9 protein-coding genes and 1 tRNA gene are annotated in these 14,355 nt (G+C 40.6%); 1 reads left to right on the forward strand and 9 read right to left on the reverse strand.

Features of this window, described 5'->3' with window-relative positions; translation table 11 throughout:
- Position 1: 1 nt before the first annotated feature.
- From ASG14_RS07335 to ASG14_RS07355, 5 genes are all read right to left on the reverse strand, one after another.
- Positions 2-2,407, reverse strand: coding sequence for a GAF domain-containing protein (locus tag ASG14_RS07335; RefSeq protein ID WP_056870426.1), 2,406 nt, complete (start codon positions 2,405-2,407; stop codon positions 2-4).
- 194 nt (positions 2,408-2,601) lie between these two features.
- Positions 2,602-6,207, reverse strand: coding sequence for a BamA/TamA family outer membrane protein (locus ASG14_RS07340; protein WP_082491442.1), 3,606 nt, complete (start codon positions 6,205-6,207; stop codon positions 2,602-2,604).
- A 79-nt stretch (positions 6,208-6,286) separates the two neighbouring features.
- Positions 6,287-7,192: an SdiA-regulated domain-containing protein gene (locus ASG14_RS07345; RefSeq protein WP_056870427.1), complete on the reverse strand. Its 906-nt coding sequence runs from the start codon at positions 7,190-7,192 to the stop codon at positions 6,287-6,289.
- A gap of 75 nt (positions 7,193-7,267) precedes the next feature.
- Positions 7,268-9,304, reverse strand: coding sequence for a polyphosphate kinase 1 (ppk1, locus tag ASG14_RS07350; RefSeq protein ID WP_056870428.1), 2,037 nt, complete (start codon positions 9,302-9,304; stop codon positions 7,268-7,270).
- Positions 9,304-10,533, reverse strand: coding sequence for a Pycsar system effector family protein (locus tag ASG14_RS07355; protein ID WP_056870429.1), 1,230 nt, complete (start codon positions 10,531-10,533; stop codon positions 9,304-9,306). The genes ppk1 and ASG14_RS07355 overlap by 1 nt, the downstream gene beginning before the upstream one ends.
- Positions 10,534-10,836: 303 nt before the next feature.
- Between ASG14_RS07355 and ASG14_RS07360 the strand changes: the two genes are divergently transcribed.
- A tRNA-Ile gene (locus ASG14_RS07360) sits at positions 10,837-10,910 on the forward strand.
- A 132-nt stretch (positions 10,911-11,042) separates the two neighbouring features.
- Here the strand turns inward: ASG14_RS07360 and ASG14_RS07365 are convergent.
- The 4 genes from ASG14_RS07365 to ASG14_RS07380 all read right to left on the reverse strand — a co-directional run bounded on the left by ASG14_RS07365 (position 11,043) and on the right by ASG14_RS07380 (position 14,199).
- Complete coding sequence (locus tag ASG14_RS07365) at positions 11,043-11,600, reverse strand: hypothetical protein (protein WP_056870430.1); 558 nt, start codon at positions 11,598-11,600, stop codon at positions 11,043-11,045.
- A 272-nt stretch (positions 11,601-11,872) separates the two neighbouring features.
- Entirely contained in the window at positions 11,873-12,250 is a 378-nt protein-coding gene (locus tag ASG14_RS07370) for a DUF4260 domain-containing protein (RefSeq protein ID WP_056870431.1), read from the reverse strand.
- 69 nt (positions 12,251-12,319) lie between these two features.
- Complete coding sequence (locus ASG14_RS07375) at positions 12,320-13,228, reverse strand: AraC family transcriptional regulator (RefSeq protein WP_056870432.1); 909 nt, start codon at positions 13,226-13,228, stop codon at positions 12,320-12,322.
- Between the two features lie 11 nt (positions 13,229-13,239).
- Positions 13,240-14,199, reverse strand: a complete 960-nt coding sequence (locus ASG14_RS07380) for an NADP-dependent oxidoreductase (protein ID WP_056870433.1) — start codon at positions 14,197-14,199, stop codon at positions 13,240-13,242.
- Positions 14,200-14,355: the final 156 nt, after the last annotated feature.

A 14,355-nucleotide genomic window follows, 5' to 3' on the forward strand; every position in this document is an offset into this window, starting at 1 on the left:
TTTAATTTTCGTTAAGATTTAAGCTTAAATCTGCTGCTTTAGCGCTTTCTACTTCTTTACGCTTTCCTTTTGCCTGGTATTTAACACCAACCCGAAGTGCCTTCAAGCCGGAAACGCCTTGTAATTCTTCCAAATCCAACTGCTCCAAATCATCGTTCAAAAAGCCTAAATCCTGCAGGTATTTAATGTATTCGATATACTCTTTCGCTTCTTCAGCATTAAAATAAACCATTGCTATTTTATTTGGCTGCGTTAAACGTTCCGAAGTATTTTTAATCAAAACTTTATCAATTCGTTTCTTAACAACTTCGTAGCGTATGTTGTACGCACCTTCCACATCAAATCTACGCTCATCATTTCTGAAACTGATGTCGATAGAGTTTGAATGTATAAAAACCAGTTGTGTAGTTTCCAACGGACGAGGCATTTCGCCAATTAAACTTTTAGATAACCTTGCAATTTCGACCATGGATGTAAGTTGCCATAACCTGATATTTTTCAGGTAGAGCAAATCGAAGGGCTTATTTGGGGCAATATCCTGACCGATGTAAATATCATACTCTACCCCATCGGTTCTAAATTTCGCAAAATAGCAAGGATAAGAAGCCTGGAGATTTGCCTGCGCAGTTTCCAGATACTGGCTCACCTCCATATTGATAAGCTGCATAGAAACCTCAAGCTTGCGTCTGTTTTCGTAAGCTAAACCTGTTTCAGGCAGAATTTCTGCAAAATAATCGTCTACAATTTCCGCCGACTCTGGATGGTTAACTTTTATAACGGAGAAAAATGGGTAAACTTCTGCGGCTAAAAATTCATTCAACAACATTTCTTCATTACTGGAAGCAACATTACTAATGCGCACAATCCAGTCGTTACAGTTAAAAATTAACTTATCAATTAATTCTAAATGAACAAACTTACGTAAGCCTTTCAGCGTCTTAATGATGTTCAATAAATGAACATGCATATCTTCTTTTAAAGCTTGGTTGCGTTCGGTGGTCGAATTTCTAATATCTACAGCGCCAAAAAGCGGATACATATTTTTAAAAGTAACCGTTTCAATCTGCTTATGTTTCTTGTTTTGTTTATTCTGCTGGATGAAATGCCAAACCGCCTCGTTAAACTTCCACTGTACGGAAGGCTGTAATGCCGTAAACTTATCCATCAAAACGGCATCCATTTTGGCATTAAACTCCTCAATGCTGTATTGAAAAAGCTGCCCTATTAGAGGCATCGCAGGGCGTAATCTCGACAAAAGTTTATCGTCTACAACAACTTCTTTACTCGAATATACTTCTAAAACACCCGCAAGCTGGGTATTGTAGTAAACTGGCAATACAGAATATGAACACACTCCGGCAGTCTTCAGTACCCGTAAAAACGGATCTTTGGCCATCTGATCTTCATTAATCGAGCTCACAAAAATTGGTCGTGGATCTTCCTTGTATTTATCAACCAGAGAGTAAAAAACCTCTTCTTCCATATTAGAAGCTTTGGCCGAATTGATAAGCATGCTTTGCGAAAAGTCCTGATTGTCGAAAACCAGCTTGTTATTTACAGTCAGGAATGGCATTAAACCGAATTCCAAATCGCCATTACCGCTTAGTGTTTTCAAAGCCTGAATTACGTGATTGTAAGCCTCAGTTTGATAATTATGATCAACAAGGGCATTTCTAATACCCTCAATGGCATGTTGTAACGTTACATCCGTTATAGAAATAACGCTAAAGCCTTCAAAAGTGAATTTGCTTAACGGCAGTTGTTCAACCAGGAAATCAATCTCATTACCTTCCTGAAAATGCTGTGCCAGGCTCTCGAAATTTAACTCAGGCAACTCACCTTTATGTTGAATATCGATAAACTGCGTGTCATTTTGAATGTTGTAGTACTGTATTAATTTATTATCAGGATTAACATGGGCGTAGATGATTTCATTTTTCAACACCGATGTGAAATTGTAAAATCTATCTAAAATTAAATTGTAGATAAACTTTAAGTGCTTCATCTCTGAAGAATCATTCGACTTGTCCTTATTGACTTTGTTTTTAGGATCGTGATCTTTAAAAAACTGGTAAAAAGCGTTGGTACTGAAAAAAATCTCGTCGGGCACGGGTGTGCTTAATGCCCAAAATAATTCGTTTTCATTCGCCATTAAGGGCGTAAGAATAGTAAATATCAGTTCGAGCGTTTCTTTATGCTTCGCTAACTCTTGTGCGGTGATATTGCCGAGTAAAGCATCTTCTTTTTCAATTTTCTCTAAAAGAAACCTGTAAAACTCAGACTTAACCGTTTTCTCGGTCTTTAAGCGGTTTTTCAGGTAGTTTACTAAAGGCCTGAAAGACAAGTTCGATTTAACCTGGCAATGAATACATTCGTTTTTATGTATTTGTATTACATTGGTATTCATGGGTAAAAATTTATTATAGACGTGAAATTAATAGTTAAAAAATAGTATAGTTAACAAAGATACAAACAGCTTAAGCGATAATTAGTCTTCAAAACGTAATACTATTTTTACAACACCTACATATAACTTACGTTAGAAAGTGGTTTTTAGTTTAAAAAAAATTGATTTATTACTCCTGCGAAAGAGAAAGCGTATTAATATCTAAAATTTAAGGATACATACGGATACCAGCCATCTGTAGAGTGCCCCATCACAAAACGCACAACAGTCAGTGATGCAGGCGCAAAATAAACGCCTCCACCAACGCCATGATGCCATGTGTTCGACACATCATTTCGGCTCCAAACGCGGCCAACATCATAAAAGCCGAGCAAGCCAAGCTGGCCCGGAAGCACATAACTTACAAGGTCGCCGAGTTTTGCTCGAAGTTCCAGATTGTTGTAAAAACTGTTTTCGCCAGCAAACCTAAACTGACGGTAGCCCAGCAAGTTTCCCTGCCCGCCTAAAAACTGCGACTGGTAAAAGGCTGGTTTTCCTACCGTTATCCCTCCACCAAACCTATCGGCAAGAATGAATGCTTTTCTGCCATCGAGGTTTTTAAACAATGCAATGCTTGCCGTAAACTGCCCAAAAGAGTTTGAATATTTGTTTATCCCTTTATAGCCAAGCAGTTTAAAATCGACGTAGCTACCCAAAGTTGGCAGTAAATCGTTATCTCTCGTGTTGTTTGTAAAGCCAATAACGGCCCCTGCAAACATTTTTTCGTTGCGGACATTCAGGCTATCTGCAGAGCCTAAAGGAGCGCCACTGGTAATAAATCTGCCCTCATTATCTTCTTGGTTTAATTTGTAATACTGGAACGAAGGACCAATGGTGATGGTCGATTTTGGCCGGCGCCACCTAAGTGACGGATCGACCTGATACAGATTAAACCTGGCCCGGTAATACCTGATGTCATCACCATGCTCGTCGAAACGGGTATCGTTACCTAAGCCAAAGAAATTTTGCGTGTTATTTGGCGCATAGGCGTCAGCTTTTAAAATAAAATCTGCATTGCCAATAGCCTTAAGCCATTCTCCCTTATAATTAAACCTAAATGCTTTGGTTGAAAAAGAATGTAAAAACGAAACCGTCTGAGCGTTTCCATAAGGCTGTTTTCTAAAGCCAGGGTTGGTTTGTTTGTAAACTAAACCCAGTAAAATTCCGTCATCATTATTATAACCAACATTTAAATTATACGATTTTCTGGTGTACATATCTTTAGGTATGTAACTGAAATTGGAGGTATCGTTAGAAATTATTTTGTTGATTTTTTTGTCGGCATCTCCAAGATAGGTTGCTTTATCTTCTCTTCCGTAAAGCTTTACAGTACCGTTGCTATTTGCAAAATCGTACACTTTCTTTCCCTTCCCGCCAATAATCCTGATTTTTATCGCTGATGTTTTGTTATCCAAAATCAAACTATCGTTTCCGTTATGCATGTAAACCCTGATTTCCCTGGTTACTTTTGCATCAAAAACGCGGTTAAACAATTCATCCTTAATATTACCTTCCTTGGAAATCTTATTTATTTTAACTTTTAGCCCTTTGTCTGGTGCATCTGTAATTTGAATCAGCTCGTTCTTATTGGTTACTTCTATATCTAAAACCTTGTTAAAAAAGTGATAGTAGTCATTCATCAATTTCGGGAGTGCAGCAATCCGGGAGCGCATTTGCGCCAGCAAGGCATCGTGGTGTAGCGAGTAGCTTGGCTCAGGCAGTTTTCTTAATGCCCGCTCAAATACCTCGTCATTATAACTTGCGCAGAAATCTTTAATTATTTTATTCCATTCTTCCTCACTAATATCGGCTGTCCAGCGGCTGCTCAGCTCCCGCCCTTCCCATAAAAACCAGTTTATATTTTTAATTCCCCGCTCGTAACCCTGCATCATTGGCAATAATGACGATGATTGGGTATAACGCTGCAGTAAACCGTCTGATCTGAAAAACACCTGATCCCTATCCCGTGGCACCGGAGTATAGCGTGAACCGCCGTCTTTCTTGCTTTCTTTCCAACGCCACTGGTCTTCATGCCTGTCCCAGTCGCCCAATAAAACATCAAAGGCTCTGGCTTTTACCCAGGCGGGTCCATCCAGCGTATTGTCATTATCATCGGTCAATTGCTTATCCATTTTCGGAGAACTGTCTGATTCGCCCACCGGCTCCCGTTCTTCTAAAAGGCATAGTGTATTTGCAAATGCCGATTCATACTCGCCAAGGTTATCATCCGGTGAAACCCAACCAATGATCGGATTACTGTGTGGAATGCCCGCGGCTTTTGCCAGCTCTGGTACAACCAATGCAGAAAACGGATGCTGTGCCGACATGTTATCCTTTATAATGTCTTTAGCAAAAGTTTGCCGCAACTGTTCGGGCAAAAGTACTTCAGGAAACTTTTCTACGCTCCTCAGCACATATTCCTTTCCGTTCTTATCTTCCAGGCGCAAAGATCTCGACTGATTTCCACCGCCCCTTTGTGTTGCTTTTAATCCGCCTGCAATTTGAGAAACCCGGAGTACCGGAACCTTGGTTTTCATGGCATATTCTTTCCGGTAATTTTCGCCAAAAATATAGCGGTGAAAACGCCCGACGCTATCATATTCAGGCTTAATCTGCACAGTAATGCTATCGGCCAAAATAGGCTTATCCCGGTTTCGAACCTTTTGATTAATCGTTTCGAACTTCTTTGTGTAGGTGTAAACCTGCTTCACACCCGTGTCTGCATATATGTAATATTCATATCGCATATCATTATTCATAAGTTGATCTGCAATAACGTAACCTTGCTGCATTTCATGAAACAACGATGTTTTGCCCTCTTTATTAGGCGATACCTTTGAACCCGAACCACTGATAACCTGAAGCTGTTTCCCTTTTATGAGTTGCAGGCCATGCTCGTGACCAGAAACATAAGTTACATTAGGATAGTCGCCGAATACACCTGTTACAGATTTTATCATGTCTTTATAAGCCGGATGGTTCAAATCCTCAGGACTTAATAAGGTTGAGCGCAACAGCGGATAAACAGAGCCGATAACCGGCATTGGGATGTACAGGTTTTTATTTAATGAGGTTAAAGGGAATAAGTGATTGCGCAGGTTAAAATAGCCTCCGTGCGGACCGTAACTTTGAAAAGGGTGGTGCGATGCAAGCAAGATCACCTTTCCCTTATTTTTATCCAGCAAATCCTCCATTTTTACCAACACCTCATCTTTGGTGCGGCATTCGCACTCGCCATTTGGATTGGATTTGTTGTAAGGAAATAGCCACCATTCACTGTCGTATGCAATAATTGTTAACTTATCAGTTAGGTTAATTGCAACAGGATCCGGACAACCATTTGCAGGAATAAGCTTAAGAAGCGGATCATTTTGTGCCTTCAGGTAATCATCCTGAGCCTTAATTTTAGCTAAGCCTTTCGGACCGGATTTGTCCCAATCGTGGTTGCCTGGCACAAAATAAACGGCAGCACCTTTTTCCCGCATGGGCGCAAACTGCGACTGCAGAATTTTGCGGGTATCTTCCTCCTCCAAACTGCCTGGCAGGCCCATTCCCGTTGGGTATATGTTATCGCCGAGGTAAACGACGGTGGTTTTTTTTGGAATTATCTGTTTAGCGGCATTCTTTAGATCCTGCATCTGTGCGGGATTCATTTCTCCGGCATCTCCAAATAAAATGACACGATATTTTACATCACTTTGTGCAAATGCTGAAAGGCTGACAAGTAATGAAAATAGAAAAAGAGTAAAGTTTTTAATCATATTTTTTATTTGGAATCCGAATATGTATCCAAGATACAGGTTTTGCTGCTCCCTAAAAAGGGAACAGCGTTGAATTGATTTACTTTTTAAGTTTAAACGCAAGAATATCGCCTGCGGCTAAGGTGCCGCCTTCGTTTGAAATGTATAAGTTATTGTCTTTATCGAAAGCAATACCTTCTGGTTGATTGAAATTGCCACCTTTTAATGGATAAGTTGCTTTTATCTTAAAATCAGCATTTGCTACAACCAATAATTTATTTACGGATGATAAAATGTACCACTCGCCGGTCGCTGGATTTTTTGCTAAGGCAGAAGGCTTGAATTTTACTTTCTTTTCGCCTGATATTTTTTCGATTTCATCAAAAGGCAGGTTAAATGTGCCCGAAGCTTTCAAGGAATTGTCTTCTTGAAAATCGAAGGCATAAATACTCGTCGCTTTATTTTTTTCATCGTCTTTACTTCCCTTTGTCAGGATATAAACTTTTCCGGCCTTTTCATCAGTTGCAATGCCCTCGTATTCCGCCTTCGGCACCAAATCTTTTATTTTTACCACATTATCCACTTCGGCTTTGTTAATGTCGGCAATTGGAAACATATGGAGTTCGCCATTACTTTTCAGCACAATTATCTGATCTTTAATAATGGTTAAATCCTCATAATCACCTTTGCCACCAAACTTCGTATATTTTGATTCCTTATCGTTTAAACCCAGATAAAACAAGTCGCCATCTTCATCCTGAATGGCAAAAACCTGTTTTGGATCACCGTTATGAAACACTATACCCGAAATTTCGAAAAGATTCTGGGGCATATTATACTTCGTTGGGTTTTCCAAATCATAAGGTAACGCAGATTTTTCGGTACTGGCCGACTTGGTGTCAGCATCAGCATTTTCATCACGCTTTCCATTAACGCAGGAAATGCAAAAGAAAGCCAGCAGCAAAACACTAACTGCTGAAAAGGTATAAAGCTTGTAATTTTTCATTGGTAATTGTTTATTAATTGTTAAAGTCCACTTTTAATTGCCCCGGCTAGCCACGCGCTCCTGAAAATAAACTGATTAAGCTTTCAGGAACTCGTAAATACTTTGTTGGGATGCAATAAGCGGTTTTGTTTCTTTTATTGGAACGTTTTCCATCTGTTCATCAATAATAACTGCCTGGAGGTTATCTTGTTTTTGAATATTAACAATATCCAGAATCTCTGCCTTGATTTTTTCATCGTAAACCGGAAAGCAGACTTCAATTCTTCGGTAAATATTGCGGTTCATCCAGTCGGCAGAACCTAAATAAACGTCGTTTGCCCCTAAATTATTGAAGATAAAAATTCGCCCATGCTCCAGATACCTATCCACAATCCTAATAATTTTAATGTTCTCGCTCACATTCTTCAGGCCTAGAACTAACCTGCAGATGCTGCGTACAATCATGGTAACCTGTACGCCTGCCTGTGAAGCTTCGTAAAGCTTATTAATCAGCACTTTTTCTTCGAGATTATTAAGTTTAATGGTTATAGAGGCTTCCTTACCCGATTTCGCAAAATCAATTTCGCGGTCAATTAATGCTATAAATTTTTGCTGAAGGTTAAACTGGGCAACTAAGATGTGTTCAAAATTAATCAAATCAGACGATGAAGGCTTTACCCGCTTCGCCAGAAAGATAAAAAGCAACTCAATCTCGCGGAGAATGGCCTTGTTAGCAGTCATTAAAATGTGGTCGGTGTAGAATGATGCGGTACTTTCGTTAAAGTTACCGGTGGCAAGTAACCCGGTGTATAGTAACCTGTCGCCAATTTTCCGCTTAACCAAAGCGACCTTCGCGTGCACCTTTAATGCGGTAACACTGTACACAATTTCTACGCCCTGGGCTTTCATCTTCTTTGCCCATTTGATGTTGTTGGCTTCATCGAAGCGGGCTTTGAGCTCAACCAGAACAAACACCTTTTTGCCGTTTCGGGCAGCGCTTATTAAGGCATTAATGATTTTTGAATCGCTTGCAACCCGGTAAATTGTAAGGTAAATTTCCTGAACATCAGGGTCTACAGCGGCTTCGTTAAAAAATCTTAATACGCTATCGTAGCTTTGATAAGGTGTATGGATGATAATATCGTTTTTTAGGATTGCCTCGGTCAGCGTTCCGGTAATGGTATCGGTATTGCAGATTTTGGGCCATGCGGCGTTAGACAAATCCGGGTTTTTAACCGGGAAACCGATAAAGTCTTTTAAGTTATGGTACTGACCACCTTCAACCATACTTGCTTTTTTCAGGTTGAATAACTTTTTTAATAAAACCAGTACCGACCCGGGAATACCGGGCTGATGCAAAAAGCGTGTCGCCAATCCGGCATCTCTTTTTTGAAGCTGAGCTTCCAGTTGCTCTGATAAACTACCTGAATATTCATCTTTCAGGTCGATTTCGGCATCTCTCGTAATCTTGAAACTAAAGCAACCCGTTATTTCTGCATCACGGAAAATCGAGTTCAGGTTAAAACGGATGATATCATCCAGAAAAACCACAAACGACTCTTTCGCATGGTCAATTTTATAAAATCGGGGCAGTTCATTAGAAGGGATATTTAAAATGACCTGCTTTTCATCATCCTTATCCTTCAGGGTGATCAGAAAATAAAGCTCGTTATTTGAGGGGAAAAATTTCGTATCCCGGTTTAGGTAAACCGGCTGCATAAAAGCCAGAACCTGGCTCAAAAAGTACCTGCTGGTTTCTTTAACTATAGCTGCCGGAAACGGATTTCCATAAATAAAATTGATGCCGTTTTCTTTTAAACCCGGAATGATGTCTCCCTTTAAAACTTTACCGTATCGCTGCTGCTGGCCGGCAATCATATTATTTGCACTTTGCAAAAGGTCTGCCTCAATTTGTATATCGTTGTCTTCCCGGTTGCTTAATTTCTCAAGCGCCAGCAATACAGGCATCCTGACCCGGTAAAATTCATCCAGATTAGATGAAAAAATCGACAGGAATTTAATTCGCTCTAAAAGCGGAACGGTATCCCGCTCTGCCTCCATCAAAATACGCTCATTAAATTTGAGCCAGCTCAGATCTCTGTTGAAAAAAGATGAATTTGTTTGCGCCTCCATTAAAGTTTTCCGTAAGCTGCGTACGCAACAACAAATGCTAAAACTGCTGCAATTAAACCAAACATAAAGATGTTGTATGCCAACCTAATCAGCTTATATTTTCTCCCCAATACAACACCGCCAGAATATACATCAGTGATTAACGTACCGTATAAAAAGTCTTTGTCATTCATTACTTTAAGCATCCCGTCTGTATAGGTGGGTAACGACATCTTATAAAAATTTCCAAAGAACAGAAGATTCACCTTTTTGGTATCGATATCTTCAGGGGTAAAAATGCCGGGAGGTATGGATGGGCGAGTCGATAAAATTGATACGACCACACAGGTTAAGCTTACGGAAAGCAAAATGAAAGTCGGGATAATCAGATTGCTGTGGTCTTCCAGCCTTCGTAGCAGTAAACTCACAATTAAAGAAAGCATAATCGAGTTCACCGTTATCAATATATGCGCTTTATTATCAGCCATATCACTAAGGCGCTGGTTGTTTGCCGAGGTAATCCTGAACATGGTTTCGATGCCTTTATCAGGTTTCTCCAACTTATCCTTCTTATCTTTTTTCTTTCCATCTTTGGCAACCACCGCAGAACTCGTCATTTCAACGGGGATTTCATCAAAAACAACCTGTTCTTTCTGATCTGAAAGTTTACTTTTTATTTTCTCAATGTTTCGCTGCTTTTGATCCTCCAGTAATAACCTGGCGTAATCTGTATGGTAATGCTGCGATTCTAAGAACTGTATATCCTTGATGCGCCACTCGTTTTTACTGATGTCTTTTCCATAAATCAGCTCTGCTTCTTTATGCATCATTTTACCTTTTTTGCGAAAATCTTCTGTTCCTAAATGAAAGAGATCTGCATCACACAAAATGTTATCAAGCTGATTTTTTGGTTGTTGAGGAATTTTGGTGCTTAAAATAGCGGCAGAAACTTTTTCGCGAACGTCTGCTTTAACACCTAAGGATTCGAGGTAAGTGTTGGCCAGCCCGGCGCCTTTAACTTCGTGATCCATTGCATCTTCGAAATATCCTGTATCATGAAACCAGGCGGCAGCCGTTACAATGAAAAAATCTTCGTCGCTTAGCTGATAATGATTGGCAATTTGATGGGTTGCCTGCACCACATCTTTGGTATGCTGAAGATTGTGGTAAACCAACCTTGAATCGTGGTGTGTATTAAAATAATCGTTTACGTGCTTTTCTACATCAGTTTGTAGTTGCTTATAGTTCATGTGGGTAATGCTAAATATTAAATTATTAAACGAAAATCATCCCTGCTGACTTTTGCCGCATTTAATTAGCTAAACTACGCTAATTTTTATAAAAATTGAACGCTTGTTTTCTATGGAAAAGTAAAAGCATTTAAAGTTTAAAATACGTAAGCTAAAATGAATCTTTTAAACATTTGTTTTAAAAAAAGGCAATTATTTGAAAATGAATCGGAAATATTAGAATTTAAATTTTTAGCGAAAACTTTTTCGAAAATCGAAATCAAATTTGTAACATTGCACTCGCAAAAAACGCAAGTTTTTTCAGGGCCTATAGCTCAGTTGGTTAGAGTAGAAGACTCATAATCTTTTGGTCGCTGGTTCGAGCCCAGCTGGGCCCACAAACAAAAATCGCCCCTTGAGACAAACTCGAGGGGCTTTTTTGTGCCTTCAGCTTCCCAACTAACTATAGAAACAGCTTTGTTGGAACCCTCCATGGCTCTGTATGGAAAGAGGTATAATGAGATTCTTTATTAAAACGGTTGGTTGTATTTACCCGTAAGCGCTTTGTTTTCAATGCTTTTTGCAAAGTTTGGCGTTTCCTCGTGGTTGTGAGTGTCTGATGCATCCTGTCTTGCTGCTGCTGCATCTTTTAACTTTATGCCTTTTTCTTGGAAATAGGTGAGCATTTCAGGTGTAGCAGTAGCATGTATTTCGTTTGTGTAAAGTGTCGTTTTATCATCAATCTTAGTAGCTTTTAGCTCCCATAAAACCTGGACAGTGGTACGGCCGCTTTTGGTTATTGAATCGGAAATGGAAAGCATACGGCAATTATCAGGTTGGGCAACATCTGCTACATAGTGCTGAACAATTAGTGCATCGCCAATAGTTTCCACATTAAGTGATACAGGTTTTCCATCATAAGTGGTGCTGATTGCCGCACCAATGTGTTGCGTTGAGCAACGCTGATATTCTGCATCGGGCAGATTTAAAAGCCAGTCTGCTATATTAACTTTTTCAATTGGCGCATTGATAATTGCTGTCACTTTTGAATGAGAGAGGGTGTTTTCCGGTGTTTGCTTAATTTCCATAATGTTTGAGTTTTTCGTAAAACTAAAGCGAAGGCACTTTCAGGCCAATTGCTATTCAACGAAACAGCCAATTCGCTCGTTGAAAGCGTGAAAAACATCGACGGAAATCATTTTTTGGGAACCCGTCCTAGCTTCGAAGCAAACTGGAAAACGCCTCTTGCTCGAAATCAATAAGGCGTTCCACTAAATGTATTTAATTCGCTCGAACTAGCCCTTTGCGAAATGATCAGAGTAATACAGCTGAATGCCTGATAATAAGCTCAATCAGATAACTAATTTTTCCCGATCCAGCCAGAACTGGTGTGCTTAAAATCGTCAGAATATTTGAGTCCATAACCCAACATGCGATCGAATGAGGAATGTGTTACCAATAACAAACCCAGGGTGATCACCGTATCCAGCTGCATCAGGAAGCCAATGGCCACAAGCGCCAATGCCAGCCCACGATGATGAACCAGATTATAAGTGAAGGCACCTACACGGGCGTTAAAGAGGTATCCGAGCATAGAAAGGTCAGGACTAAAAAAAAGAAAAGCCCATGCCCAGGCTGGCAAGCCAAGGTTATGTATGTATAAAAAATAAATGCCAACTGCTGTTAGCGCCGCTTCTTCACTTTTGATGGTAAAGTCCATCAATCTTTCCTGGTTCATATATTTGTGTTTTAACGTTAAATGCAGGCGTTGCAGGCCGGTAATTCTATGCTAAATCCTAACTTTAAATTAATTAAATGCTGCCCTAAACTCAAGTGGTGACTGGTTTGTTTTAGCTTTAAATAATTTACTAAAAGAAGGCAAATGCTCGAAGCCGAGGCTGTAGGCCACCTCACTAACCGATAATTCGCTGGCCGACAATTTCTCTTTGGCTTTTTCGATGAGCTTTTCATGTATGTGCTGCTGCGCATTCATGCCAGTCTGCACTTTCAGCAAAGTACTCAAATACTTCGGCGAAAGGTTCATCGCATCGGCCAGGTAGGCTACGCTTACAAGGCCCACAGAAGTAAGTTCATCATTGTTGAAGTAGTTGAGGAGTAAATTTTCCACTTTTTGAACGGTCTGGTGATTCGACTTCTCGCGGGTAATGAACTGACGATGGTAATAACGATCCGAATACCGGAGTAAGGTTTCGAGCTGTGAAATAATAATGTTTTTGCTAAACTTATCAATATTGGCTTGATACTCTTCGCTAATGTTCTGGATGATGCTGTTAATCATCGCCTCCTCCTTTTCAGAAAGAAATAAAGATTCATTCAGCGAATAATCCCAAAAATCATAGTCACGAATTGTTGTAGCCAGCCTTGTATTCCATAGAAAATCAGGGTGAATGTAGATCACCCACCCTGTTTTTTCGGTCACTCTCGTTTTGTCGTCTACTTCGATTTTTAAAACTTGATTAGGCGATAGAAAAGACATAATCCCTTCATTAAAATCGAAGGAACGCTGGCCATATTGCACTTTAAAATTCACCATCCGTTTCACAGAGATGGAATAGAAATTCATCGCCATGCTCATCGGCCCGGGCACTTCCCGGTCTGGCACCGTAGCCACATCCACCACGCTGATAAGCGGATGAAGTGGCGGTGGTATTTCCACAAATTGATGAAACTCGGTAATCGTTTTAAAATGCTTCATAAAGTTTACGCTTAATGCCTGATGTCTAAAACCAGCCTGCCCCGTACATGCCAGGTTGCAATCTGTCGGTGTGCTTCGGCAACCTCTTCCAAAGGAAAAACCTTATTAATTAAAACCTTAACCTCCCCTGCATCTATTAATCCGGCGATTTCTGCCAACCATTCCTGCTTTGGCTCGTTGGCGGCTAAGCTGCAGTTTACTTCTGCGGCCCTGGCAAATGCAATCAATTCCTGGTTAAATGCAAAATCAGTGTTAACGCTCACAAAGCTACCGCCTTTTTTCAGGATACCAATGGCTTTTATTCGTTCGCCATTGTCGCGGATTGGCGAAGCTTCCAGCACCAGTTCAACATCACTCAGCAATTTTTCAAAGCGTTGTGTGCTGTAATCTATCACCTCGTCTGCCCCCAATTGTTTTACATAGTCAAGATTATCGGCAGATGCCATTCCGATAACATATGCACCCCTGGCTTTTGCAAATTGAACTGCAAAGCTTCCTACACCTCCGGAAGCGCCCTGAATAAAAATGCGCTGCCCTGCTTGGAAATTACCATGACCGAACATCGCCGTCCAGGCGGTTAAAGCGGCCAACGGCACGCCTGCCGCCTGGGTAAAACTCAGGCTTTTCGGTTTAAAGGCAAACTGGCTCGCCTTGCCTACGCAATACGCCGCGTAACTCCCATCGCCCGGAAAGTTTGGAACACCATAAACCTCGTCGCCTGCTTTCAAGGAAGTAACCTCGCTACCGGCTTCTATCACAATCCCGGCAGCATCCCAACCTAAAGTGAGTGGCAAGGTGAGAAATCCACGCAGGCTTTCGTTTGCTCCGCTTCTAATCACCGCATCTACCGGGTTTACACCACTTGCATGCACTTCAATTAAAACTTCATCCGGTGCAGGAACTGGCCGGGCGACATCTTCTATTTTCATGACCTCCGGGCCACCAAATTCATTAATCCTTACTGCTTTCATATGCTGTTATTTTATTTATCAAAGGTGTAGATTAACCGCCACCTTAATTTAGTGCAAATACGCTTTTGCTTAGTCAATAGTCCATATTATCGTGGGGCGCCTATCTCATAAATGGCACTGATAACAAAAAACGCCCGGGAGCCGGGCGTTTTTTCA

It is taken from the genome of Pedobacter sp. Leaf194 (genome assembly GCF_001423945.1).
GTDB lineage: Bacteria > Bacteroidota > Bacteroidia > Sphingobacteriales > Sphingobacteriaceae > Pedobacter.

What these genes read in the sequence shown, in the direction of transcription:
- ASG14_RS07370 (WP_056870431.1), bottom strand. Translation starts at nt 12,250, where the DNA reads ATGAACCAGGAAAGATTGATGGACTTTACCATCAAAAGTGAAGAAGCG.
- ASG14_RS07355 (WP_056870429.1), bottom strand. Translation starts at nt 10,533, where the DNA reads ATGAACTATAAGCAACTACAAACTGATGTAGAAAAGCACGTAAACGAT.
- ASG14_RS07375 (WP_056870432.1), bottom strand. Translation starts at nt 13,228, where the DNA reads ATGAAGCATTTTAAAACGATTACCGAGTTTCATCAATTTGTGGAAATA.
- ASG14_RS07335 (WP_056870426.1), bottom strand. Translation starts at nt 2,407, where the DNA reads ATGAATACCAATGTAATACAAATACATAAAAACGAATGTATTCATTGC.
- ASG14_RS07340 (WP_082491442.1), bottom strand. Translation starts at nt 6,207, where the DNA reads ATGATTAAAAACTTTACTCTTTTTCTATTTTCATTACTTGTCAGCCTT.
- ASG14_RS07380 (WP_056870433.1), bottom strand. Translation starts at nt 14,199, where the DNA reads ATGAAAGCAGTAAGGATTAATGAATTTGGTGGCCCGGAGGTCATGAAA.
- ppk1 (WP_056870428.1), bottom strand. Translation starts at nt 9,304, where the DNA reads ATGGAGGCGCAAACAAATTCATCTTTTTTCAACAGAGATCTGAGCTGG.
- ASG14_RS07365 (WP_056870430.1), bottom strand. Translation starts at nt 11,600, where the DNA reads ATGGAAATTAAGCAAACACCGGAAAACACCCTCTCTCATTCAAAAGTG.
- ASG14_RS07345 (WP_056870427.1), bottom strand. Translation starts at nt 7,192, where the DNA reads ATGAAAAATTACAAGCTTTATACCTTTTCAGCAGTTAGTGTTTTGCTG.